The sequence below is a fragment of the Clostridium sp. CTA-17 genome, from assembly GCF_054767895.1.
On the sequence record NZ_BAAABF010000005.1, the window covers coordinates 18,773 to 44,819 of the forward strand.

Consider the following 26,047-nt stretch of genomic DNA (forward strand, 5'->3'; position numbering starts at 1 on the left):
AGGAGAATGGCATGTTTTTTATTGGTATATTTGGAATTGAAAATAAACAAAAAGAAGTAAAACAATTAGAAAATATATATTGCAAAACTTGTTCAACAAGAACTATGGGAGCTTTAATAAAGAGTTATGAGTATTTTCATATATTCTTTATTCCTATTTTTAGATGGAATGAAAAGTATTATGTTATGTGTAAAAGATGTAACTCAATATATGAAATTTCAAAGGAAAAGGGAAAAGCCATAGAAAATGGAGAAATTAATGAAGTTAATCTAGAAGATATGACTCTTATTCAAGAGGGGCAAGTTTATGGAAAAAGAGCAGTGAAAAAGGTTTGTCCTAATTGTGGAAAAACTGTAGAGGGAGATTATAATTATTGCCCTTATTGTGGAAGTGAAATTTAAGTGCATATCAATTTGATAAGTACATATTTAAATATTTAAGACTTTTTATTTGAAAATTAAATATATGAGTTTGGTTTGAATTTTATGGGTGTATTAAATTAACTATAAAACCTGAAGAAGTATTATTTTTATAATCTTTGTAGTGAAAATAAAGTTAATTTTATACACCTATTTTGCTATTAAAAATAATATTAAAAAGGTTAAAATCTCATTTTGGATTAAATATTGACATTAATTTCAAAAAGTGTTATATATAAAAATAGAGATTAGCACTCAGTATGTTAGAGTGCTAACAAAGAAGTTTTTTGTTTTGGGAGGGAATAATTCAAAATGGAAAAAAGAGAATTTAAAGCAGAATCAAAAAGACTATTAGACATTGTAATTAACTCTATTTATACAAACAGGGAAATATTTTTAAGAGAATTAATTTCAAATGCTAGTGATGCAATAGATAAGGTTTATTATAAGACTTTGGGAGATAGTTCATTAAATTTCAATAAAGATGATTATTATATAAAAATAAAACCAAATAAAGAAGAAAGAACTCTTACAATATCAGATAAAGGTATTGGTATGACAGAAAAGGAACTTGATGAGAATCTAGGGGTTATAGCTAAGAGTGGTTCTTTACAGTTTAAAAAAGAAAATGAAATCAAAGATGGCTTTGATATTATAGGACAATTTGGAGTTGGATTCTATTCAGGATTCTTAGTTGCAGATAAGATAACAGTAATAACAAAAGCTTTTGGAGCAGATAAAGCATATAAATGGGAATCAGATGGAGTGGATGGATACACAATTTCAGAAGCTGAGAAAGATTCTTTTGGAACTGATATAATTTTACACCTAAAAGCAAACGATGAGGATGAAAATTATGATGAATTCTTAGAAGAATATAAATTAAAATCATTAATTAAGAAATATTCAGATTTTATAAGATACCCAATTAAACTTGATGTTACTAAATCAAGAGTTAAAGAGGGAACAGAAAATGAGCATGAAGAATATGTAGAAGAAGAAACAGTAAATAGCATGGTTCCTTTATGGAGAAGAAATAAAAATGAACTTACTGATGATGACTACAATAATTTTTATGTGGAAAAAAGATTTGGATTTGATAAGCCTTTAAGACACATGCACATAAGTGTTGATGGTATGATAAGCTATAATTCAATTCTTTATATTCCAGAAAATATACCATATGATTATTACACTAAGGAATATGAAAAAGGATTAGAATTATATTCAAATGGTGTTTTAATAATGGAAAAATGCTCAGAGCTTTTACCAGATTACTTTGGATTTGTAAAAGGTATAGTAGATTCTCAAGATTTATCACTTAATATTTCAAGAGAAATGCTTCAACATGATAGACAATTAAGCCGTATTGCTAAAAATATAAAAACTAAAATCAAAAATGAATTAGAGTCTATGATAAAAAATGATAGAGAAAGTTATGAAAAATTCTATAAATCCTTTGGTAGACAGTTAAAATACGGAGTTTATGATGATTTTGGTATGAATAAAGATGAATTAAAAGATTTATTAATGTTCTATTCATCTAAAGAAAAGAAAATGGTAAGCCTAGCTGAATATGTTGAAAGAATGGCTGAAGACCAAAAATATATTTATTATGCTGTTGGTGAATCAAATGAAAGAATAGAGAAAATGCCACAAACTGAAATGGTATTAGACAAAGGTTATGAAATTCTTTATTTCACAGAGGATGTAGATGAATTTGCAATAAAAATGCTTATGAACTACAAAGAAAAAGAATTTAAATCAGTATCTAGTGGTGATTTAGGAATAGAATCAGAAGAAGAAAACAAAAAGGAAAATGAAGAAAACAAGGGTATATTTGAAGCTATGAAGGAAGCTTTAGGAGAAAAAATAAGTGCAGTAAAAGCTTCAAGTAGACTAAAAAATTATCCAGTATGTTTATCTTCAGAAGGTGAAGTTTCAATAGAAATGGAAAAAATATTAAGTGCTATGCCTAATAATCAAGGAGTTAAAGCACAAAAAGTATTAGAAGTTAATACAAATCATGAAGTATTTAACTCATTAAAGGATGCCCTTGAAAATGATAAGGATAAATTTAACCTATATACAAAATTACTTTATAACCAAGCTTTACTTGTTGAAGGATTAAGCATTGAAGATCCTGTAGACTTCACAAATGATATATGTAAACTGATGAAATAATTTTAACTTGAGGTACATCGAAAGGTTTAATATTAACTTTTTGATGTACCTCAATTATTTTTTGATAAATACTCTATGAAATATGTACTTTTATACAATTAAATCACTTTGTAGATTGCAGAAGGATTTTATGGTATATTTTAAAGTGTGAAGGAGTGATTTTGTGAAAGTTACAATTAAAGATGTGGCTAGAGAAGCCAATGTAGCCCCTTCAACTGTTTCAAGAGTTTTATCTGATAGCCCCAAAATTAGTGAAGAAACTAAAATAAAAGTAAATAAGGCTATAAAAAAATTAAATTATAAACCCAACGCAATAGCTAGAAGTCTTGTTAACAATAAAACAAAAATATTAGGGGTAGTTTTACCTAATGAGGCAGATGATTCATTTAAAAATCCTTTTTTCGTAGAAGCTATGAGAGGCATGAGTATGTCAGCAGAGGAAAATGGATACTATATCATGTATGCTTTTAGTAAAAATGATGAGGACGAACTAAAGACTATAAAGGAATTTTCAAGTAATAATCTATTAGAAGGATTATGTTTATTATCTGTTAGAGAAGAGGACAAGACTATAAAATATTTAAAAGACATAAATTTCCCTTTTGTAGTTATTGGAAGACCAGATGAAGAGGATGTTTTATGGGTTGATAATGATAATTTTCAAGCAATGTTTAAATTAGTTGATAAATTTATAAAAGATGGACAAAGTGATATAGCTTTTATTGGGGGAAAGAAAAGTTGGAATGTTTCTAAAGATAGATTAAGTGGATTTAAAGATGCTTTTAAGGCAAATAATTTAAATTATGATAAAACTATGGTTATTGAGGGGATAGATTTTTCAGAAGAATGTGGGTATTTGGCTATGAGGGAGATAATATCAAAAAGAACTCCTAAGATAGTTGTTACAACAGATGATTTACTTGCTTTAGGAGCAAATAAATTTTTAAATGAAGAGGGAATTGAAGGAGTAAAAATAGTAGGTTTTAATAATACACCTATGACTAAATATCAAAATCCACCAATTTCATCTATAGATATTAATGCAAGAGAATTAGGGTATGAGGCAACTAAGCTGCTTATAGATTATTTAAATGGAAATTTAGTAGGTAGAAAAAAATATTGTATAGTAGATACTGAATTAATTGATAGAGGATAGAATTCCTCATGGAATTTGGGCAAACGTTTGCACAAAAATTTGAGTATAGAAGAGAAAATAAAAGATAAATAGAGAAAATAATATAAATTTTCTCTTAAATCAATTTTGTAAAGGATTTAATAATCTGATATTATAAAAATATAAAATGAGACTTAATTCAAAGGAGCCTAGCGAACTTTGAATTTTAGCCGAATTTATCTAGTGCTTAGCAATTCTTGATGACAGCTTGAATAAGCTGGAATCTTAGAATTGATAGCCAATAGGAAAAATAGAGACTTAATTCAAAGGAGCTTAGTGAGCTTTGGATTTTAGCCTTATTTTAAAATCTGTTTTTTAGGTGATTCTAAAAAACAAATTTTTTTGAATTGTGGGCAAACGTTTGCACATAGTTCAAATCTAAAATTCAATCAATATACGTAAACATAAGGAGAAAATATGAATAAAAAGTGGTGGAAAGAATTAATTGCTTACCAGATTTATCCTAAGAGCTTTATGGATTCTAATGGTGATGGTATAGGTGATATTCAAGGTATAATATCTAAATTAGATTATTTAAAAGATTTAGGTATTGATTTAATCTGGCTATGTCCAATGTATAAATCACCAAATCATGATAATGGTTATGACATTAGTGATTATAAAGATATTTTAGATGAATTTGGAACTATGGATGATTTTAATGAATTGCTTAATGAGGTTCATAATAGAGGGATGAAACTTATTATAGATTTAGTAATAAATCATACTAGTCATGAACATCCATGGTTTATAGAATCAAGATCTTCTAGGGATAATCCTAAAAGAGATTGGTATATTTGGAGAGAAGGTAAAGGGGATGAGGAACCAAATAACTGGGAAAGTATATTTAAAGGTTCAGCTTGGGAATTCTGTGAGAATAGTGAAGAGTATTACCTGCATTTATTTGCTAAAGAGCAACCAGATTTAAACTGGGAGAATAAAGAGGTAAGAAATGAACTATATAAGATGATAAACTGGTGGCTTGATAAAGGAATTGATGGATTTAGAGTTGATGCTATAAGTCACATAAAAAAAGAAGAGGGTCTTAAGGATATGGATAATCCAGAGGGACTTAAATATGTTTCATCCTTTGAAAAACATATGAATGTAGAGGGAATAAATTCTCATCTTAAGGAACTAAAAGAAGAAACTTTTTCAAAGTACGATATAGTTACCGTTGGAGAAGCAAATGGAGTTAGTGCCAATGAAGCTGATCACTGGGTAGCTGAAGATGAGGGAACATTTAATATGATATTCCAATTTGAGCATCTTAATCTTTGGAATTATGAAGAGGGACAAGGATTTGATGTGAAAGCATACAAAGATGTTTTAACAAATTGGCAAAATTCTTTAGAAGGTAAAGGATGGAATGCACTTTTTATTGAAAATCATGATATACCTAGAGTTGTTTCAACTTGGGGAAATGACAAGGAATATTTAACTGAATGTGCAAAAGCTTTTGGAGCAATTTATTTCTTACAAAAGGGAACCCCTTTCATATATCAAGGGCAAGAACTTGGTATGACAAATGTTAAATATCATAGCATATCTGAGTATGATGATGTTAAAACTATAAATACTTACAATGAAAGAATTGAAAGTGGTGTTTCAGAGGAAATAGCATTAAAAGAAGCTTGGGTAACTTCAAGAGATAATTCAAGAACACCTATGCAATGGAACTCAAGTAAGAATGCAGGGTTTACTTGTGGAAAACCTTGGATAGGAGTTAATGAAAATTATAAAACAATAAATGTAGAAGTTGAAGAAAGGGATGAAAATTCAGTTTTAAACTTCTATAAAAAGCTTATAAAACTTAAAAAGTCTAATGAAGCTTTAATCTATGGTGTATATGATTTAATCCTTGAAGAGGATGAAAATATCTTTGCTTATACAAGAACTTTAAATAATGAAAAGTTCTTGATAATGGCTAATTTAACTGGAGAAAATGCCAAGTACATGTATGAGAAAGAAAAACTTAATTCTAAGGATTTAATTCTTAACAATTATGAGGTTTGTGAACATAAAAACTTAACAGAGTTTACATTAAAACCTTATGAATGCAGAGTATATAAGCTTTCTTAAAGAGATTATTATATTTTTATTTATAATAATTCTAAAAATTTAAATTAAAACTTTAGAAATGAATTTAATCTAAGTTTTTTTTAGAGGTTTTTATATTAAATAAAAATAAATATAAAAAGATTAAAATAAACTTAAGATTGATTTTTAGTTTTGTATTTTAGCTAGATCTATATAAAGAAAAAATTTAATATTTGGAGTTTATATAACCAATAACCTTGGAATGAATGTTATAAGAATAATAAATGGAGGGATTTTGAGAATGAAGAAGTTTAAATTAGGGTCTTTTGATTTCTGGCAAAAGTTTGGTAAGGCATTATTAGTAGTTGTTGCTGTAATGCCTGCTGCCGGACTTATGATTTCAATAGGTAAAGTGATGGGAATTTACATTGATGTAGATTTCATAAAAACTATAGCGAGAGTTATGGAGGATATAGGTTGGGCAATAATTGGTAACCTAAACTTACTATTTGCCGTTGCAATAGGAGGATCTTGGGCTAAAGAACGTGCTGGGGGAGCTTTTGCAGGTACCATAGCATTTGTTCTTATTAATAGAATCACTGGTGTAATATTTAGCGTAAGCAATGCTATGTTAGCTGGAGATTCAACTGCTACAGTTCAATCCTTTACAGGGCAAACACTTTTAGTTAAAGATTACTTTGTTTCAGTGTTAGGTGCTCCAGCACTTAATATGGGTGTATTTGTTGGTATTATTTCAGGTTTCTTAGGAGCAGCTTTATATAATAAGTACTATAATTATAATAAATTACCTAATGCATTAGCATTCTTCAATGGTAAACGTTTTGTACCTTTCATGGTTATAATAGGCTCAACAATTTCAGCAATAATACTTTCTTTTGTATGGCCATTTGTACAATACGGATTAAATACTTTTGGTCAATGGATAGCTACATCTAAGGATACGGCTCCAATAATAGCACCGTTCTTATATGGTACATTAGAGCGTTTATTATTACCATTTGGATTACACCATATGCTTACAGTTCCAGTAAACTATACAGAGCTTGGTGGAGTTTATCATATACTTACAGGTCCAACAGCAGGGCAAGTAGTTGCAGGACAAGATCCATTATGGCTTGCTTGGATAACTGATTTAAATAACTTTAAGCAAGCAGGAGATATAACCTCATACAATCAACTTATAGGGTCAGTGGTACCTGCTCGTTTCAAAGCTGGACAAGTAATACTTTCAAGTGCTTCATTAATAGGTGTAGCATTAGCTATGTATAAAAATGTTGATCCAGATAAGAAGAAAAAATATAAATCAGTATTTTTCTCAGCAGCCATAGCAGTATTCTTAACTGGTGTAACTGAACCAATTGAATTTATGTTTATGTTTATTTCACCAATATTATATGTAGTTTATGCAGTAATTGCAGGTTTAGGATTTGCCATAGCTGATATAATAAACTTAAGGGTTCATGCTTTTGGATTCATAGAGCTTATAACTCGTTCACCACTTATGATAAATGCGGGCTTAACTAAGGATTTAATAAACTTTATAATAGTTGCAGTAGTATTCTTCTTCTTAAATTACTTTGTATTTAGCTTCTTAATTAAGAAGTTCAAAATAGCTACACCAGGACGTATGGGTAACTATATTGATAATGAAGATGAAAATGCAAATAAAGCTTCATCAAATAGCAATGCTTCAATGGATGAATTAGCCGTTAAAGCTATTGAATTACTAGGTGGAAAAGAAAACATAGTAGATGTAGATGCCTGTATGACTCGTCTTCGTGTTACTGTTAAAGACATTGAAAAAGTTGGAGATGAAAAAGCTTGGAAAGATAATAAAGCCTTAGGTCTTATAGTTAAAGATAAAGGGGTTCAAGCTATATATGGTCCTAAAGCAGATGTGTTAAAATCAGATATTCAAGATATCTTAGGTATTTAGGAGATTAAAAATGAAATTACTTACTTTAAACTGTCATTCTTGGCTAGAGGAAGAACAATTATACAAAATAAAATACTTAGCAAAAACAATAGTTGAAGAGAAATATGATGTTATAGCTCTTCAAGAGGCTAGCCAAAGTATTAAGGCTAGTGTTAAAGAAGGAAATTTAAAAGAAGATAATTATGGATTAGTATTAATTGAAGAAATAAAGAAACTAGGTGGAGAAGAATACCACCTAGTTTGGGATTACTCTCATATTGGATACGATATATATGAGGAAGGTTTGTGCATATTAACTAAGCATAAAATAGTAAATAGTGAAAGCTTTTATATATCAAAAAGTCACTCTAAAACTTTTTGGAGATCAAGAAAAATAGTAAAAGCAACAATAGATATTAAAAATGAAAATATAGATTTTTATTCTTGTCACATGGGATGGTGGCATGATAAAGAGGAAAGCTTCACATTTCAGGTTGAAAACTTACTTGCACATGCTAAGGAAAGCAAAAATAGAGCCTTCTTTATGGGGGATTTCAATAATAATGCCTTTTTAAAGAATGAAGGATATGATTTTCTTAAGAGTAATGGGTTAATTGATACTTATAATTTAGCGGAAAATAAGGATTCTGGTGTTACAGTTAATAAAAATATAGCTGGATGGGAAGATAACACTGGAGAATTAAGAATAGATATAATTTTTACTAATAGGAACACAAAAGTTTATGATAGTAGGGTTATATTTAATGGAAAAAATAAAGAAGTTGTATCAGATCATTTTGGATTAGAAATAGAAACTATGTAAAGTGATTTAAAATTTTAATTGTGGAAAGTAAAATTTGGATTTTAGTATAATAATATAATATTTTGTTGGAAAATATAAATTAAATTATTTCTGTTAATTCTGTTTTAACTATATAATATTGTATTAGAAAATAGTTTTAAGAAAGATAGTACAAGTAATAAAAGTTACTTGTACTATTTTTGTTTTTAAGAGGAACTTTTTATTTTTTTAGAATAATTTTTAGGGGAAAGAAAAAAATTACTAGAATACTTTAGAAATTAAAGAAAGATAAAATAATATTTCTAATTCATAAAATTTATTTTATGTCCTTATAACAATGAGTTTTCTTTAGAAAATTGTATTAAAAATACAAATTTTAATAAAAAATACAAAGATTTTTTATTATTTAAAAATCATACATAATTTCAGAGGTAAAATTTTAAGAAAATAGTACCTTTTTTTAACATATGAATAAATTTGAATTTTTAGTAAATGTTTTCATAACTGTTATAATGAAATTGTAACTAAACATTTAAGACAAAATTAAGTTAGACTAAGAGATGTTGAGAGAAAGTTCAACTTAAAATTATTTAGGTTGAGCTTTATTTATTTTTAGGGAACTATAAACTTCAAATATAATTCCAGTAATAATCGAAAAAGTATAGGAGGAATAACTATGAAAAAAATATTAAACGTAGCACACAGAGGATTAAGTGGATTATATCCAGAAAATACTATGATAGCTTTTAGGAAAGCAATAGAAGCAGACTGTGATGGTATAGAAATGGATGTTCATCTTACAAGGGATGGAGTTCCAGTTGTAATTCATGATGAAGAAGTTGATAGAACAACTAATGGAAGTGGGTATGTAAAGGACTTTACTTATGAACAATTATGTAACTTAGATGCTGGAATAAAATTTTCTGATGAATTTAAAGGAGAAAAAATACCTACACTAAAAGAGTTTTTTGATTTTATGAAGGATAATGACAAACTTATAAATATAGAGCTTAAAAATAGCATCATACATTATGAAGGTTTAGAAGAAAAGGTATATAAAGAAATAGAGAATTATGGATTTGAGGATAGAGTTATAATATCATCCTTTGATCATTATTCAATAAGAAAATGTATAAGACTTAATAAAAATATAAAAACAGGAATACTTTATTGGGATTGTATTTTTGAACCACATAATTATTGTAAGGTAGTTGGTGCTTCAGCACTTCACCCTGAATTTAATAGTATAACAGAAGAAATAGTTAGGGATGCCCATGAAGATTTTCAACAAGTAAATGTGTACACAGTAAATGAGAAAAAAGATATGGAAAAAATGATAGATTTAAATGTTGATATGATAATTACCAATTATCCTAATGTTTTAAAAGAAGTTTTAGAAAGTAAAAACAAATAAATATAATAAGTATTTACTCATTTATTTTTTATATATTTTTAAGAAATAGAATTTTAACTATGGTAGATGAAATAACAAAAGAGGGGGTAGAAAGGGATGAAAAACAATAACACTAAAAAATGGATTACTCTTTTAGTTTTGTGTGCTGGTGGAGGAATTATTTATAGATTACCTTATTTAAGAGAGGTTTTTTATATACCAATGCAACAAGCCTTTCATTTAACAAATTTTCAAATGGGTTTTTTAACAAGTATGTATGGAATAGTTAACTTTTTACTATATATACCTGGTGGAGTTATAGCAGATAAATTTTCTTATAAGATACTAGTTCCATTTTCTCTTATAGCCACAGGGCTTTTAGGATTTTGGTATGCAACAATACCATCATATACCGTATGTTTAATCATAAATGGAGCTTGGGCAATAACAACAGTATTTACATTTTGGCCAACTATGGTTAAGGCTGTCAGAATGCTTGGAGATAGTTCAGAGCAAGGTAAGTTATTTGGTATTTTAGAAGGGGGTAGAGGAGCAGCTTCTACAGTTGTTTCATTTATAGCCTTAGGAATGCTTGCAAAACTTGGAGAAGGTTTATTAGGAATTAGATCAATAATAATATTTTACTCAGTAGCACTTATAGTTATTGGAATTATAGCTTATTTCTTATTAGATGATTCTAAAGAAGAAAAGGAAATAAATAAACAAACAAGAGGAGATATTGTGCATGGTATAAAGAAGGTTGTAAAAATGCCAGAAGTTTGGTTAGTAGCAGCTTTAGTATTTACAACTTATGCAGCATTTTCAGGACTTGCATTCTTAACACCTTATGTAACTGAAATATTTGGTATGTCAGTAGCCTTAGGAGCATTTATAGGAATAATAAGAAGTTATGTAATTATGATGCTTGCTCCACCTATATCAGGGATTATTGCAGATAAAATGCATTCAACTATTAAATTTATGATAATAGGACTTACTTTATCAATAATATTCACTTTAGTATATGTATTTATGCCAGGAAAAAGTGCATTTATAATACCTGTGCTTATTAATATGTTAATCTTATCAATAATTTTACTTGGAATGAAGGGTGTGTTCTTTGCACCACTTGATGAAGTTAGAGTTCCAAGAGAATATACAGGTATTGCAGCTGGTATAGTTTCATTTATAGGATATGTACCAGATATGTTTATAAACTCTTACTATGGAGGACTTCTTGATTCACATCCAGGAATAAAGGGATATAATCTTATATTCTTATCAATGATAGCACTTTGCGTAATAGGATTAATTTGTGGAATTGTCCTTTATAAATTAGTTTATTCTAAGAAAAAAGAAAGTGTAGGAGAAAAGGAGCTTGAAGTAGCAAAGCTTAATTCATAATAAAAAAGGGGTTGTATCAAAATATAATAAAACTTACAAACATATTCCGAGAATTACTAGATTTCGCTAAGAATTTATAATCATTACTTCGAAAATATCACTAAAGCTTCGAAACTTGCTACGCTTCGAACAGTCTCAGCTTTTTAACGTGATATTTTCTACGTAATAATTTAAATTCTAAAGCTCATCTAGATATTCTCTTCATAATGTTTGTAAGTTTTATAAAAAATTATTTTGATACACGCCTTTTTTTATTTTATTATGGTTTTACATTTTATAAAATTTGTTGTGAAATTTTTGGGATTATTACATTTTTAAAAATATATCAAATATAACAATTGTTCATAGATTTTAATAAATACATAATTATGCCTATAATAAATATAAACTAACCTTTTTATATGTAAGAATATAATTTTATTTATAAAGATTTTTATTTTAAAATTAATAATATATAAATAAAATTTTTAGCTAATTTTATATGGAAAGGAAGGCTATTATGATTAATTTAAATGAAGAGCAACAAAAGGTTGTAAATGAACAAAAAAATAATATTATTTTGCTTGCCTCTGCTGGAACAGGAAAAACTAATACCTTAGCAGAGAGAGTCACTTCCATAATAAAAAATGGAAATTCAAAGCCTTCAGAAATTTTATGTATCACTTTTACTAATAAGGCATGTAAAGAGATGAGTGATAGGGTAATGAAAATAGTTGGGGGAGAGGCTAAGGAGATAACTATAAGAACTTTTCATAGCTTTTGTTTTGATGTAGTTAGAACTTATGCAAAGAGAAATACAGATATTTTTTCAGATTTCACAATATTTGATGAAGATGATTGTAGAGAAGTTATAAGTAAATTAAGTTATTACTATGCTACAAGCAATTTAATGGCTACTAATATGCAAATTCAAAAGGTTATTGATTTTATAAAGGTTGAGAGAGCAAGAATAGAAACCTTAGAGGATAGAGTTTTAGATGAATATAAAACTGTAATTGATGAAATTTTTAAATTTAGAGAAGAAAAAATAAATCAAGTTTGTACTAATAAAGGAAACTTAAATTTAAACCTTAAAAACTATATTAAGTTTCATGGCCATGAATTAGTAACACTATATGATTCTAAGCTTAGAGAGGACCATGCTTTAGACTTTAATGATTTGATAATACTTACTAAGGAATTATTTAAGGATGAAAAAGTTGTTAGGGCTCTTAAAAATAAATTTAAGTATATAAATATAGATGAGGTTCAGGATACAAGCATTATAGAGTATTCAATAATTGAGAAGCTTTTTGAGGGAAATAATGTTCTTATATGTGGAGATTTCTTTCAAACCATATATAGTTGGCGTGGGTCTGATCCAGAAATGATTTTTAATAAGTTTAAAGAGAAATATAATCCTGTAGAAATTGTTTTTTCTAAGAATTATAGAGCCACCAAAAATTTAAATAAAGCTTCCTTAGAATTTTTGAACAATGCTTTTTCTAGTAAAGTTTCTACTATGTATAAAGATGGTATTTTAGCAGAATCAAAAGAAGATGGTGAGAAAATATTATTAAAGGAAACTAGAGGATTAAGAGAAGAGGCTAGGTTTATCTTTGATTATGTAAACAAGCTATGTGAAAAGGGTGAAGATTTAAAAAGAGTATGTGTTCTTACAAGGGATAATAACTACAATATAGGACTTAGTGAAGATCTTTATCAAATAGGTGGATATGAGGGGGCAGATTTTGAGTTTATACTTGTAGATCAATTTAAGTTTTTTAGGAGACAAGAAGTTAAAGATATATTAGCCTTTTTAAAATTAATAGCTAATAGATATGATTCTCTAAGTTTAAAGAGAATAGTTAATAGACTTCCAACAGGAATTGGTATGAGAACCTTAGAGGCTATAGAATCTTATAAGTACAAAGAGGTTGGCATAAGATTAGCAGATTATATAGATCCTCTTGTATTAGAATATGGAGAAAAATTTTCTATACTAATAAATGAGTTTGAAAAAGAAAATATAATAGTTTTTGATGTGGAAAGTACAGGGGTTGATGTTACAGAGGATGAGATAATTCAAATAGCAGCCATAAAATTAAATAAAAAGGGAGAAGTAGTAGATAAGTTTGAAAAGTTTCTAAAGAATAAGAAACCAGTTAAGGATTCCTATTATGTTCATGGTTTTTCAGATGAAATGCTTCAAAGAATTGGAGAGGAGAAAGAAAAAGTTTTAAAGGAATTTGTGGAGTATTCTAAGGATTCTATAATAGTAGGGCACAATGTTCAATATGATATAAATATCCTGTGTAGTGAGCTTGAAAGAAGTAATCTAGGAAAGCCTAAGTTTAAAACTTTTTATGATACTTTAGATATATATAGAAGATTTTATCCTGGAAATATAAATTATAAGTTAGAAAATCTAAGTAAGGTTTATGATACTAAACATAAGCCAAGCCATGATGCTATGGATGATATTATTGCTACTGGTGAGCTTCTAGTTAGAGCAATAAATGAAAAGATAAAGGAAACTTCAATGGAGAGAATGGCTTTAATGTCAAAACATTTAAAAGCATTTACGGCTATTAGTAAGAAATTAAATGAGCTTTTTCAAATAGCAGAAAGCAAAAGACCTTACGAATTAGTTGCCTGTGTAATGAATGGTTTTAATATTAAGAGCATGTATGCTGGAGATGAAAATAAAGAAAAATTAAATAGATTAAGAGATTTATATGCTTTATTTAGAGATTTAGATGATAAGAGTAAAGGGAATAGAGATGCCTTGTTAGATATTATAAGAATAACAGGTCTTTCTAATGGAGAGTTAGAATCTTTAATAATAAATAGAACTAAAAAGCCTAGAATACCAATAATAACTGTACATCAAGCAAAGGGCTTAGAGTTTGATACTGTATTTTTAGCAGGTATTCAAAATAATACATTTCCTTCTTACATGTCTATTAAAGAAGGAAATCTATCAGAAGAAAAAAGGGTATTTTATGTGGCAATAACTCGTGCAAAGAAAAGATTAGTAATAACTTATAATTCTCAAGGAAAATATGGACATAGAAATGAAATAAGTCAGTTTATAAATTATATTCCAAAGGAGTTCTTTCAAATTATATAAGAAATATTTTAATTAGATATATAATTTTTATAGGTTAGGAAAAGCCTAAGGTTGATATACTTCATATAAATCTGTATAATAATTCTGAAACTAAAGGATGGAGTGGATTTTAAGATGAGAATGAGAAGAAAGCCTTGGGCTAGACCAGAATTAGAAGCATGTGACTTCTTTGTAGCTAATCCAAAAGAGAATAAAGGTAATTGGAAAAATACTTTTAAAAATACAGAAAACCCAATATATTTAGAATTAGGATGTGGAAAAGGAACATTTATGGCTGTACATGGTTCTGACCATCCAAACATAAACTATATAGCAATAGATATAAAAGATGAAGTTCTTGTTTTAGCTAAAAGAAATATAGAAAAAGCATATGAGGAGAAAAATAAAGCCTTAGATAATGTTAAATTAATGCCTCAAGAGATTGCTTTAATAGATACTATATTAGATAGCAATGACAAGATAGAAAGAATTTATATAAACTTCTGTAATCCATGGCCTAAAGATAGACACAAGAAGAGAAGATTAACTCACACAAGACAGTTAACAAAATATAGAGATTTCTTAGTTGATGGTGGGGAAATCCATTTTAAAACTGATGATGATGAGCTTTTTGAAGAATCTTTAGAGTATTTTAAAGAGTGTAATTTTGAGATAACTTACATAACTCGTGATCTACATAATAGTGGATATGAATACAATGTAGTAACAGAGCATGAAGAAATGTTCTCAAAACAAGGAATAAAAATAAAGTTCCTAATAGCTAAAAAGTTATAATTTACTTGATAGTTTAAGTGTACAAATATTGAAAATAAGATATTTAAAAAAGGACCAATGATTTATTGGTCCTTTTATTTTGTTATTTATTAAAATTGTTCTTAAATTAAAGTATAGATTAGTATATTATTTATCTTTTTATTCATTTAAAATCAATCCATATTTCTTCATTAACACTAAGTATATAAATGATAATAAGCATCCTGCTAACCCGTATATAGCATCAATAATATCTTTCGTGTTTATAACACTTAAAAATAATTCATATATAAAATTCCCTAAAATTAAACTTATACCTAATGCAATTACATATCGAAATTTAACATCAAATAAGATAATAATATAACCATAAAACAAGTAAAAAAGAATACTTAAGGAAAAGTTTGATATATGTGAAGTAATAGTGTTATTAATGAATACAATATCACTATTAGAACTATTAATCCATCTAATAATAATTAAAATGAGACAAAAACAAACTAGTGAAAGATAACATATATTAAATTCTTTTTTATATTGTATTTATATTTTAGTTTCATAGTATTTCTCCAATTTATATGTACTTAATAATATAATAAAGTTTTAATTCTATTATAATACAGAAAATCATTTTACTTTACTTGTTTTAGTGTTTTTGTTTAAAAATTGTAATATAGTTTTATTTATGAGTTGTTTATTCTGAACTTGTCTAGTTTCTAGATTTAAGTGATAAATTTTAGAAACATAAAGAACTTTAAAAAAGTATATTTATTACAATGATGAAATGGTATACAATGTATCTGAAGTTGATTGGATATTCTATAAAATTAAGTCAACTTTTAGTTAAATAGTAAAGCATAGAATTTAAATAAATTTAGTTTTTAATTAGTGATTATTTTTTTGAAAAATTACTTTTGTTTTAATTATTACTTAAGGAGCACATTAAATTAAAATGTAGTTTTCATTTAGAAAATAGCTAAATAATAAATATTTGAACTTGGGGGTAAAGGAAAATGAGTTTATCAACTAATGAATTAAAAGAGATTGTAAGAAAAATTGGTAAAGATTTATCAGCTAAAATAGAGGACAAGAAGTTACAAGAATTATTTTATAATTGCTTTATAAATACAATGGATACAACTGTAGAGGTTTCAGAGGGAGATGCTTTTGTAATTACTGGTGATATTCCTGCAATGTGGCTTAGAGATTCCACTTCTCAAGTAGAGCATTACTTACCATTTGTTAATGAATATCCAGAATTAAAGGCTATTTTTACTGGATTAATAAATAGACAAGTAAAATGTATATTCATAGATCCATATGCAAATGCCTTTAATAAAGAGCCTAATGGACAAAAATGGGACAATGATATAACTAAGGATAGTCCTTGGGTTTGGGAAAGAAAGTATGAAATAGATTCACTATGTTATCCAGTTAGATTAATACATAAGTATTGGAAAGAATCTGGCGATGAAACTTTCTTTAATGATGATATTAAAAAAGCTTTCAATATGATAATAGATCTTTGGAGAGTGGAGCAATATCATAGAGAAAAATCAGATTATAGCTTCCAAAGATTAAATTGTTCAGTAACTGACACTTTAAGCCATGAAGGATTAGGAACTCCAGTTACTTACACAGGAATGACATGGTCAGGATTTAGACCAAGTGATGACGCTTGTGAATATGGATACTTAATTCCAGCAAATATGTTCGCTGTAGTTGCCTTAAGATATATTTCAGAAATTGCAGAGAAAATTTATAAGGATGAAGAGCTTAAAGAAAAAGCTGATAGTTTAAGAGAAGAAATAGATAATGCTATAGAAAAGCATGGAAAAGTTTATAAAGAAGGATTTGGAGAAGTTTATGCATATGAAACTGATGGTATGGGTAACTATAACTTCATGGATGATGCTAATGTACCAAGCCTTTTATCAATACCTTATTTAGAGTACAAAGGAATTGAAGATGAAGTTTACCAAAATACTAGAAAGTTTATATTAAGTGAAAACAATAGATTCTTCTTTGAAGGAAAAGCTGCTAAAGGAATTGGAAGTCCACATACTCCAGACCAGTATATTTGGCACATAGCTTTATCAATGCAAGGGTTAACAACAAATAATCAAGAGGAAATAGAGGAATTAATCAAGCTATTAAAAGAAACTGATGCAGGTACTGGATATATGCATGAAGGTTTCCATGTAGATGATCCAGCTAAATTTACAAGAGATTGGTTTGCATGGTCAAACTCATTATTCTCACACTTTATATATGAGAAAGTTATAAATAAAAAATAATAAATTTGCTTGTTTTAACTTAATTAGTGATTATTTTAAAGGGTTATACTCTTCAATACTAATCTCCATTGTTGTTTAAAATATAAAATGTTATTACTCTTAATAATCCTCTAATTAAGTTAAATATATATTTATAAATTTGAATTTCAATAAGCTGTATAAAAAATAACTTACATTAAAACTTATAAATAGTATGAAGAGAATATCTGAATAAGCTTTAGAATTTAAGCTATTACGTAGAAGATTTTACGTTAAGAAGCGAAACTGTTTGACCGAAGAGAGTTTTTCGCTTTAGTAAAATCTTCGGAGTAATTGCTATAAATTCTTAGCGAAATTCAGTAATTCTCGGAATTTATTTATAAGTTTTATATTTGTTTTTATACAGCTTTTTATTATTTTTATAGCTTTTGTTTTGCGTTTTTTTATTTGAATAGAGTTTGGGTAAAAAGGTAAAAATATACTGAGGTGAATTTATGAAAAAGGTAAGCCTAATTTTAATAAATATAATCTTAGTATGTAATTTAATAGCTTGTGGATCACAAGGAAATGAGATTGCTATAAATTTTATTGATAATGAAATTGAAGTCGAAGAAAATGAGAAAAGAGACATAACAATACAATCTAAAGATAAGCATAAACAGTTTAGAAATAGTAATACGAAAATAAAGAAAGAGGATTTAAAAACTTATTTTTATAATGATAAAACCTTAAAAGATTTTGAAGTTCCAAAGAAGACCATAGAGGAATATGAAAATTGGTTTATAAATATGGCTAGAGATAGAGGTGAAAGTGCTAAGGATATCTCTGATGCCTTTAGATCAGTAGATATGTTAATAGGAGAGGACATAGTTAAATTCCCAGTTATAATAGACACTGTTAACTTTAATGATAGAGAAGCTTATGCTATAGCTTACTTATGTGAAGAAGGAGAAAATTTAGATATGGAAGCTCAGGAGGCAATGGAATTAAAAAGATTTGATGAAGTATTAATAATTGGAGTATATAAGGATTCTTCAGATATATTTTATAAAGATAAATATAGTTTAAAATAAAATTTATTTGAAAATATATTCTACTTAAATATTAATGATTTTGTAGATTTTTATGAATATATTATACTAATAATTTAAAGATAAAAAACTTATTATGCATAAAAAATTTAATTTTATAATTTAAAAGAGAAGATTTATATTAGTGTTATTTCATTATTTACCATAATAATATTTAAGTTTTATGAGAAAAATAAAATTAAATTTAACTAACTAAGGAGGAATACTTATGACAAAGGATAGTCAACCAGATAATAAGGTAGCAAGAATGGAGAAATGTAACTTTCAAACTCCAATCACTAGTGAAGAAGGAAAAAATCATAATAGAACAGCAAAAAAACATTCAGTAAAGAGAGAAGGATTCCAAAGTCCTCATATAAACTAATAATTAGAAAAACTGAATTTAAGTATGAAATATAGTAAATAAAGCTCAAATTAAAAAGTTTTGTTTATTTATAGGAATTTGAATCAAAAAATGTTTAATTTTTGAAAAAATACTTGAAAAGTAAGTAACAGTATGTTAATATAATATTAACAGGTTAAAGCATAAACCTAATTTCCCTATATTTCATATATATATGCATTTGTCCTATAAGTATCCCTTAGCTTATAGGACTTTTTGTTATATATGAAATTTTTTTTGGAGGCGTTATTATGGTAAATAAAAAATTTGGCGTATTAGCAAAAATATTTTTATTACTGTTAATATTGGTACCTATAACTTTTAGAGTTTATGATCTTTATTATATAAATTCAAGTTGGGATATAAATTCTAAAGTTGTTAAAAGAGGCAAGTTATATAGAGACTATACCAAGGAAAAGAAATTAACTGGAGTTCCTAAAATTTATTATAAATATAATTCTTTAACTCCAGAAGAAATGATGACTTTAGATGTTTTAGCGAATACTAAGGGGTATAATATAGAAGAAGTTTTGCCTGAAGTTGAAAAATATGTGCTATCAAGAAATAATGAAAAAAATGGAGTAAAACTTAATGAAAATGAAAAGAAAGAAGTAAATCAATGTATTGAAGAGATAGAAGAAGGGGTAAATGAAAACCTAGAAAAAAATTCATCTTATATATATGGGATGAAAATGTTAATGTCGGTTTTTACTGCTTTAATGCTAGTTTTAAGTATATATGCAATTTATATGACTATTGTTTTTATAAATGAAAAGTAGGTTGAAAATTTTAGATGTGTTTTAAGTTATTGTTGATTTTTAATTGAGAGTAATAATTGAAAATCAACAATAGCTTAAAATAGAGCTTTATTTTAAAAAGCCAATCCTTTCTCTTGGATATATAGTAAAAAGTGCTTTCCCATCTAAATCTTTTTTAGGAACATAGGGATTTTCCCATTTCCTTGCATCCTCTGATCTTGCTCTATTATCACCCAAAAATAGGTAGTGCCCTTCTGGTACATAAAAGGTTTTATCCATTGATTCATTATTCTTTACATAGGGCTCATTAATCAAAACATCATTTACATATAAAATCCCATCTTTTATTTCAACTTTTTCTCCTGGGAGACCAATTACTCTTTTTATAAGCAATTCTTCAGAAGACTCATGACTAAATACAAATATATCACCTCTGTTTATACTAGTGAAAAGTTTGCTTACAATTACTTCATCTTCTTCCATTATTGCTGGTTTCATAGATCCAGTAGGGATATATGCTTTGAAAATTAGGCAATTATTTATAAAGTAAGATCCTAAAAAAACTATTACAGAAAAAATTATTAAATCTTTTATTTTTAAGTATGATTTCTTATTTAGGGTAGATATATTTCTTTCAGATAATGAATTCATAAATATATTATGTTGCTTTAAATATTATATTGTATTAAATTCAAATAAAATTGCAACAAGGGCACCTCCTATCTTAATATAATAATATCATAAAATACAATATTTGGAAATAAAAGCAATAAAAGTAATTGAATTGGGGTTTTAATTAGATTTTTATATTCATATATAAAATATAAGAGCAAAAAGTTAAAGGATTAGTATTGATATGAATGAGATTTCAGATTTGGCAAAAATAACTTCGATTTTAGGGGTTGCTGCTACTACTTATTTAGTTTATGAAAATAACAGCATATATATACATGAATATGAATTATTTACTAGAAAAACTCCTAAAGCTTTTAGAGGGTTTAAAATTTTACATTTAAATAATTTATATGGAAAAACATTTGGATGTGAAAATTATAGGCTTATAGAAAAAATAAATTCTTTAAAGCCAGATATTATTGTTACAACTGGAAATATGTTAACTTCCACCTTAGATAAGGATTTTGTTTTTTTAGAACTTTGTAAAAGCTTAAGGAGCTTTTATCCAATTTATTATTCTGTAGAAAAATGCAAAGGCTTAAGTGGGAAAAAATATGAAAAATATAGGGATTATTTAAAGGGGTTAATGGATATAGGGGTGATACTTTTAAATAATAGTAAGGTTTCACTTATAAAAAAGGAAGATAAATTAAATATTTATGGAATTTACATAGATGATAAAATAAAGTCTATTTCTCTTAAAGAAAGAGGTGAAAAAGGGAATATATTTTCAAAAGAAGATATAGTAAAGAAATTAGGGAAACCAAATAGAAGTGAATTTAATATTGTACTAGCAAATGATGTAATAAATTTTGAGGCATATGTAAAGTGGGGAAGTGACATTACTTTTTCAGGATATACTAGAGCCATAAATAGATATATATTTAATAATTTAATGGAAAGAAAAAAAGGAATTTTTATAGAAAAAGATTCATCTATGATTTTAAGTAGAGGACTTGGAAATGATTTTTTTAAAATTAGAATTATGAATAGGCCGGAAATAACATTAATCACTATAAGGTAATATTGATTAGATTTAAACAATGTTAATGCTGTGTAAAATTTTATTCAAATATCCATAGACTTGTGAGGTATACAGGGAAAAAGGTGATAGAATTTAAGAAACATAATTAGACGTAATTTAAAATAGCTTTAAAAGGGAATGTATCAAAATAATAAATAAAATTTATTCTGATACCCCTAAAGATATATGACTTAAAATTTTTCTGCTAAAGAGAGTAAGCTATTAACTCATAAGATGAATGTGAAAGTTTTTAAATCAGAATATTAAGGAGTGCAATATATATGCTATATTATAAAGTAGTAAACAATAAATATCTCCATAAAGATAAAGAATGGATTCTGATGCTTCATGGAATAGGTGGGAATTTGAATATATTTAAAAAGCAAATAGACGTACTGTCAGAAAATTATAACTTGCTTTTAGTAGACCTTCATGGCCATGGAAATTCACAAAATTACACTTTGAAGAATATGAAAAAAACTAAAGGAGAAATATCTTTTAAATATATTTCTCAGGATATTGTAGAGATAATAGATAAGTTAAATATAGAAAAAGTAAACGTATTAGGTATATCTCTTGGTACTATAGTTGGAATGCAATTTGAAAAATATTTCCCTAATAGAGTTTCTTCTATGGTATTAGGGGGAGGAATTGTAGGGATGAACTTAAAGTCTAAATTTTTCTTGAATTTAGCTCTATTTACAAAGAATATTATTCCAAGGGAGATTTTCTATAAAATTGTAGCTTATATGTCAATGCCATGTAAAAATCACAAGCTTTCAAGAAATATATTTTTAAAGGCTGCTGAAAAGTTAGATAAAAATGAATGTTTTAGATGGGTTGAGCTTATGAGAGAGCATCTAGAAAATTATAAGTACGTAAAGAACAGTGTTAAGAAGATTTTTATTATGGGAGATCAAGACCATGTTTTTCTTCCAACTATTAAAAAATTTGTACCAGAAGGAGATGTTGTCATACTAAAAAATTGTGGGCATATATGCAATATTGATTCTTCTGAGAATTTCAATCATCTTACATTAAACTTTTTAATAAATAATCATGGATATATGTTAGGGGCAAAAGAAAAAAGAAAATATGTTTATAAATATAACTTTACATAAAATACTTTCTGTAATATTTTAAATGGGAATTAGATGACAGGAGTTAATTAAAATAAGTAGATATTTAAAGGGGGAATTTTAGTTATGAGACTAAAAAATATTTGCTTCGTGGCTATGGCTACAATTTTATGCACCTCATCATTAACAGGATGTTGTGAAAGTAGCAGAAAAGAGAATTTAGATAATGAACTTTATATTATAACCGAAGATAAGTCATCGAAATCTTTAAGTAATTCTAAACCAGGTATGTTTGGAATTACTGAAGATGGAGAGATATTTATGGAAAAAGGATATGAAGGTAAAGTTGGCTATATAGATAAAAGGGGAAATAAGTCTATAGGTTTTAAATTTGATAAGGGTAGTGAATTTTCCTATGGAATGGCTGGAGTTAAAGATGGGAATACCTATAAAATAATAAATCAAAAAGGTAAAACATTGGTAGAAAAAGAAGATGGTATATTATCACCTTTAAATAATAATCTTATAAAATATGAAAAGTTAGCCAATGAAATCTTAACTAATAAGAATACTACAGAAGCGGTTGAAAGTCTAGCTCAATCTGGAAAGACTTTAAAAAGTACTGGGATAATAAATACTAATGGTGAAATTATTGTAGAACCAGGAAGATATGATGAAATCATAAAGGATATTGGAGAGGGATATATATTAGTTAAAAAGGATAAAATGTATGGTCTTTTAAATGCTGATGGAAATGAAATAATTCCTTGTGAATATACATCAATAGGGGAAATAAATGAGGGATTCATTCCTGTATCAAAGGGTAATCTTTGCGGAGCACTTAATGAAAAGGGAGAAATTATAGTGCCAATTGAATATTTCTATGTTGGATCTATGAATGAGGGTGTAGCTCCAGCAAGATTAGATGAGTCTGGAATAGGATTTTTAGATAAAGAGGGAGCTTGGGCAATAATGCCAGACTTTGATGGAGTAACAGCAATGAATAATGGTGTTGCTTTTGCTAGAAAAGATGATAAGCATATAATAATTGATAAAGATGGGAAAGAAGTAGAAACTGAGATAAACTTTGAGAATAAGGTATCTATAAATGGATTTAGCGATAGTGGCTTAGCAGTAGTTGATATATTAGATGGAGAATCAAAATATATGTCTGTTATAAACACTAAGGGGGAAGAAATTGAAAATCTTGAAAAGAAAGACTACTCAGCTTTAGAAGTTTATCCAATTGGATTAATAGTTTCTGTTAATAAAGAGGGAAAAAAAGGGTTGCTTAAAGAGGACGGAAGTGTAATTTTAGAAGAGGAGTATAATGATATAAGAGTTATATCAAAGGATGTTATTTTAGTAGATAAAGACGGAACATACTCCTATATTGATTCAACAGGAAAAACATTATATTAAATATTAAGCTAGGTTTTAAGTTAATCTTTAGATACATTAAAATCTAATTTAATTTAACAAAGAGTTTGAAATAGAAAGTCATATCAAAACTTTTATTTAAAGATTTTGATATGACTTATTTTTTATCTAATATATTATTGTTGGTTATATTGGATATATATATCTAATATAACCATTAATGGAGGTTAATGAAGAATAAGTTACTGGAAATCTTACAAAAAGAATTTTATAATTGAGTATAAGTAGTAAGATAAAATAATATTGTTGTAACTAATATAATGAAATTATTGGGTAAAATTATAAGAGTAATAAGAATTTAATAAAACCTTATATAAGGCTTTATAGGGAGGATTGGAAATGGAGAATCAAGAAAACAGTAAAAAGTCTTCAGTAGCAAAGAATAAACTAGAAAAAATTTATAGTACTTCCCTGCCTAATGGATATAGATTTACTGAATTTAGAATTGGTGATGAGAACAACTGGGCATATATTCAATATTCAGCAGGTGTTTTTAAGGATTATCAATTAGCAATTAGAATGATTTTTAAAGAGGAGAATACCTTAAAAGGAAATTTTAAAAATCGTTGCGTATTTCTTGAAAATGAGAATGGAGAAAGAATTGGAACTATAATGATTGTTCCAAGCCTTTCAGAGGAAGAGGGAGTTCAAGAAATTAAATATTTAGCACTTCTTCCTAAATATCAAGAGAAGGGTTTAGGTAAACTTCTTATATCAAAAGCATATAAAATGGTTGATGATGTAGAAGGGGCTACTAGAATTAATTTAGAAGCTTATAATGATAAATCTATAGTACTTTTTGAAAATTTAGGATTTGAAAGATTATAATAATTAAAAAACTCATTCCAAAAAAATCTTAAAAGATTTAGATTGGAATGAGTTTTTTTATTTTTTAAAGAAAACTTGATTAATTATCTTAGCAATTTCTTTAACTGTTTCAACATTAGATTCTATATTCTCTTTAGCAACAATTAAGTCAGCTGTAGTTTCAGTTGCAACATCAGATATATCCTTAATGTTTTGACAAGCATCATTCACATTATTAGCTATTGTAGGTAAATCGTTAATAGTCTTAGTAAGGTTGTCCTTATTTTGATCTAAAAGACTATTTATATTTGATACTAACTTTAAAACTTTGTTTAATGTCAGTATCAAATAAACAATAGCCACACAACCTAATAGAGCTAATAATAGGTAAATAAAATTTAAATCTATATACATAATTATTAGTTAGATTCTTTAACTTCTTCAGTTTCTAAAGAAGTAGCTTCATCTGCAACCTCAACAGGAACATTTAAGTTTTCTTCTACAGCCTCTTCAATGTTTTTGCATTTTTTACTATTAAGATATTCTTTTATTTTACTTTTTGCATCAGAAATATTTTCTTTTCCTTTTGCAACTTGTGTATTTAAATTTTCTTTTAATTCAACACTTTTATCATTTAATTTTTGAGCAGCCTTTTTTGAACCCTCTTTTATATCATTTCTTGTTTCTTTTCCAGACTTAGGAGCAAATAGTAAACCACCTAATACTCCAGCTAATGTACCAACGGCAGCTCCAGTTACAGCAACTTTAGCTTTTTTATTTCTTTCAGCTCTAGCTTTAGCTTTTCTTTTTTCATCTATTAATTTTGCTAAACTCATAATCCGTACCTCCCAATAAATTATTCATCTTGTTTAATTAAATTATACTATATAGTACAAAAAAATCAATAATTATTATTAGTTAATATATTTATCTTACCGGAATCTATTTTATTTACTTTTGCGAAGTTTAGCTTTTAAAGTTGTTTTTGTATATCTTATGGAATTTAAGATTATATCTTTGCTTAAACCACATAAAAGAATTGTTGTTCCAAAAAGAAATTTAAAAAGATTCAAATTTTCTTTCACAATAAATCACCTTACTTAATATTAAAGCTTATATTTGCTTTCTTTATCATATGTAGAAAAGCTGATAAAAGTTAAATATTATAGTATTATTTTTCAAATATATGTAATAAATAATATAAGTGACTTAAATTATTTATTTAGTATAATTTAGGCTAAATTGTGCATATTATATAATTGAATAAAAGGTACCAGTGTGGTATTATGGTCTAAAAT

At 27.0% G+C, this 26,047-nt stretch carries 21 protein-coding genes; 18 read left to right on the forward strand and 3 right to left on the reverse strand.

The features are described 5' to 3' along the window. Nucleotides 1-11 precede the first annotated feature (11 nt). From ACYUCG_RS09760 to ACYUCG_RS09825, 14 genes are all read left to right on the forward strand, one after another. The gene (locus tag ACYUCG_RS09760) at nucleotides 12-401 is read left to right on the forward strand and encodes a zinc ribbon domain-containing protein (protein WP_003480112.1); all 390 of its coding nucleotides are present in this window, start codon (nucleotides 12-14) and stop codon (nucleotides 399-401) included. Nucleotides 402-731: 330 nt separating this feature from the next. Beyond that, the gene (gene htpG / locus ACYUCG_RS09765) at nucleotides 732-2,603 is read left to right on the forward strand and encodes a molecular chaperone HtpG (RefSeq protein WP_164787452.1); all 1,872 of its coding nucleotides are present in this window, start codon (nucleotides 732-734) and stop codon (nucleotides 2,601-2,603) included. A gap of 163 nt (nucleotides 2,604-2,766) precedes the next feature. After that, on the forward strand, nucleotides 2,767-3,759 hold the full coding sequence (locus ACYUCG_RS09770) for a LacI family DNA-binding transcriptional regulator (RefSeq protein ID WP_003450264.1): 993 nt from the start codon (nucleotides 2,767-2,769) through the stop codon (nucleotides 3,757-3,759). A 435-nt stretch (nucleotides 3,760-4,194) separates the two neighbouring features. Beyond that, nucleotides 4,195-5,859, forward strand: coding sequence for a glycoside hydrolase family 13 protein (locus ACYUCG_RS09775; protein WP_265878201.1), 1,665 nt, complete (start codon nucleotides 4,195-4,197; stop codon nucleotides 5,857-5,859). A 259-nt stretch (nucleotides 5,860-6,118) separates the two neighbouring features. Then, a complete protein-coding gene (locus ACYUCG_RS09780) occupies nucleotides 6,119-7,774 on the forward strand; it encodes a PTS transporter subunit IIBC (protein ID WP_003480115.1) in 1,656 nt (551 codons plus the stop codon). Nucleotides 7,775-7,784: 10 nt separating this feature from the next. Continuing rightward, the gene (locus tag ACYUCG_RS09785) at nucleotides 7,785-8,576 is read left to right on the forward strand and encodes an endonuclease/exonuclease/phosphatase family protein (protein WP_265878202.1); all 792 of its coding nucleotides are present in this window, start codon (nucleotides 7,785-7,787) and stop codon (nucleotides 8,574-8,576) included. A 655-nt stretch (nucleotides 8,577-9,231) separates the two neighbouring features. Beyond that, a complete protein-coding gene (locus tag ACYUCG_RS09790) occupies nucleotides 9,232-9,969 on the forward strand; it encodes a glycerophosphodiester phosphodiesterase (RefSeq protein ID WP_003455508.1) in 738 nt (245 codons plus the stop codon). A gap of 96 nt (nucleotides 9,970-10,065) precedes the next feature. Next, nucleotides 10,066-11,352: an MFS transporter gene (locus ACYUCG_RS09795; RefSeq protein WP_003455244.1), complete on the forward strand. Its 1,287-nt coding sequence runs from the start codon at nucleotides 10,066-10,068 to the stop codon at nucleotides 11,350-11,352. Nucleotides 11,353-11,851: 499 nt separating this feature from the next. Next, nucleotides 11,852-14,464 carry a 3'-5' exonuclease gene (locus tag ACYUCG_RS09800; RefSeq protein WP_460268515.1) on the forward strand — a complete coding sequence of 871 codons (2,613 nt, stop codon included), beginning with the start codon at nucleotides 11,852-11,854 and terminating at the stop codon, nucleotides 14,462-14,464. A 114-nt stretch (nucleotides 14,465-14,578) separates the two neighbouring features. Beyond that, nucleotides 14,579-15,238 (forward strand): tRNA (guanosine(46)-N7)-methyltransferase TrmB, encoded by a 660-nt coding sequence (gene trmB, locus ACYUCG_RS09805; protein ID WP_003450220.1) that lies wholly within the window; start codon nucleotides 14,579-14,581, stop codon nucleotides 15,236-15,238. Nucleotides 15,239-16,230: 992 nt separating this feature from the next. Further along, nucleotides 16,231-17,514, forward strand: a complete 1,284-nt coding sequence (locus ACYUCG_RS09810; RefSeq protein ID WP_060794353.1) for a glycoside hydrolase family 125 protein — start codon at nucleotides 16,231-16,233, stop codon at nucleotides 17,512-17,514. 473 nt (nucleotides 17,515-17,987) lie between these two features. Further along, a complete protein-coding gene (locus tag ACYUCG_RS09815) occupies nucleotides 17,988-18,566 on the forward strand; it encodes a hypothetical protein (protein ID WP_283680542.1) in 579 nt (192 codons plus the stop codon). Between the two features lie 226 nt (nucleotides 18,567-18,792). Next, nucleotides 18,793-18,948 (forward strand): hypothetical protein, encoded by a 156-nt coding sequence (locus ACYUCG_RS09820; protein ID WP_164472972.1) that lies wholly within the window; start codon nucleotides 18,793-18,795, stop codon nucleotides 18,946-18,948. A 269-nt stretch (nucleotides 18,949-19,217) separates the two neighbouring features. Then, nucleotides 19,218-19,745 carry a hypothetical protein gene (locus ACYUCG_RS09825; protein ID WP_460268516.1) on the forward strand — a complete coding sequence of 176 codons (528 nt, stop codon included), beginning with the start codon at nucleotides 19,218-19,220 and terminating at the stop codon, nucleotides 19,743-19,745. 87 nt (nucleotides 19,746-19,832) lie between these two features. Here the strand turns inward: ACYUCG_RS09825 and lepB are convergent, their stop codons facing one another. Beyond that, entirely contained in the window at nucleotides 19,833-20,375 is a 543-nt protein-coding gene (lepB, locus tag ACYUCG_RS09830; protein ID WP_240297597.1) for a signal peptidase I, read from the reverse strand. Nucleotides 20,376-20,580: 205 nt separating this feature from the next. On the opposite strand from lepB, the gene ACYUCG_RS09835 reads away from it, so the two are divergent. The 4 genes from ACYUCG_RS09835 to ACYUCG_RS09850 all read left to right on the forward strand — a co-directional run bounded on the left by ACYUCG_RS09835 (nucleotide 20,581) and on the right by ACYUCG_RS09850 (nucleotide 24,770). Continuing rightward, complete coding sequence (locus tag ACYUCG_RS09835) at nucleotides 20,581-21,423, forward strand: metallophosphoesterase (RefSeq protein ID WP_283684120.1); 843 nt, start codon at nucleotides 20,581-20,583, stop codon at nucleotides 21,421-21,423. Nucleotides 21,424-21,704: 281 nt separating this feature from the next. After that, entirely contained in the window at nucleotides 21,705-22,544 is an 840-nt protein-coding gene (locus ACYUCG_RS09840; protein ID WP_110070962.1) for an alpha/beta fold hydrolase, read from the forward strand. Between the two features lie 84 nt (nucleotides 22,545-22,628). Then, nucleotides 22,629-23,924 carry a WG repeat-containing protein gene (locus ACYUCG_RS09845; protein WP_460268518.1) on the forward strand — a complete coding sequence of 432 codons (1,296 nt, stop codon included), beginning with the start codon at nucleotides 22,629-22,631 and terminating at the stop codon, nucleotides 23,922-23,924. Between the two features lie 357 nt (nucleotides 23,925-24,281). Then, complete coding sequence (locus ACYUCG_RS09850; protein ID WP_110070964.1) at nucleotides 24,282-24,770, forward strand: GNAT family N-acetyltransferase; 489 nt, start codon at nucleotides 24,282-24,284, stop codon at nucleotides 24,768-24,770. A gap of 57 nt (nucleotides 24,771-24,827) precedes the next feature. On the opposite strand, the gene ACYUCG_RS09855 is transcribed toward ACYUCG_RS09850, so the two are convergent. Together ACYUCG_RS09855 and ACYUCG_RS09860 are read right to left on the reverse strand one after the other, a co-directional pair. Beyond that, nucleotides 24,828-25,097, reverse strand: coding sequence for a hypothetical protein (locus ACYUCG_RS09855; RefSeq protein ID WP_003455310.1), 270 nt, complete (start codon nucleotides 25,095-25,097; stop codon nucleotides 24,828-24,830). A 71-nt stretch (nucleotides 25,098-25,168) separates the two neighbouring features. Beyond that, nucleotides 25,169-25,585, reverse strand: a complete 417-nt coding sequence (locus ACYUCG_RS09860) for a YtxH domain-containing protein (protein WP_003449994.1) — start codon at nucleotides 25,583-25,585, stop codon at nucleotides 25,169-25,171. Between the last annotated feature and the right edge of the window lie 462 nt (nucleotides 25,586-26,047).